This window comes from Streptomyces glaucescens (genome assembly GCF_002154375.1).
Classification (GTDB): Bacteria; Actinomycetota; Actinomycetes; order Streptomycetales; family Streptomycetaceae; genus Streptomyces; species Streptomyces glaucescens.
This window is the reverse complement of record NZ_MUND01001022.1, coordinates 1-586: the sequence shown is the minus strand read 5'-3', so window position 1 is coordinate 586 and position 586 is coordinate 1. Positions and strand designations below refer to the sequence as shown.

The 586-nt window shown below is 77.5% G+C and carries 1 protein-coding gene; it reads left to right on the top strand.

The window, feature by feature from the left end; all coding sequences use genetic code 11:
• Nucleotides 1–586 (top strand): SAV_2336 N-terminal domain-related protein (locus CCN42_RS40280; protein WP_281259579.1); only part of this gene is annotated, 586 nt, incomplete at both ends.

Here is a 586-nt window from a genome sequence, read left to right as displayed (position 1 = left end):
GCCCCGTACGGGCCCGCGGTACGCCTCTCTGCTGGCCCCCGCGCCCCCGATGCTGCGCCACCCGCTCGGCCTGCAACGCGCCCTGCGGCCCCTCAAACGCCGTACCGACGCGCCCCTCGGCCGCGAACTGGACGAGCGTGCCACCGCCGATCGCATCGCCCGCCTCGGCGCGGACCCGGACGGGTGGCTCCCCGTCATGCGCCCCGCCCGGGAACGCTGGCTGTCCCTGCGCCTCGTCCACGACACCGGCCCCACCATGCCCGTCTGGCGGCCCCTGGTCCGCGAACTGCACACCGCGCTCACCCAGTCCGGCGTCTTTCGCACGGTCACCCTGCACCGCGCCGCACCCGACGGCACGGTGCACGGCCACGCCGCGCACGCCCCCGCCGACGGCCGCACCGTCCTCCTCCTGCTCAGCGACTGCATGGGCCCGCAGTGGCGCAAAGGCCCGGCCGCCGACCTCTGGTACGCCACCCTGCGCCGCTGGGCCCACCGCATGCCGGTCGCCCTCGTCCAGCCCCTGCCGGAACGCCTGTGGCGCGACACCGCCCTGCCCGCCACCCCCGGACGCCTGTCGGCCCCGCAC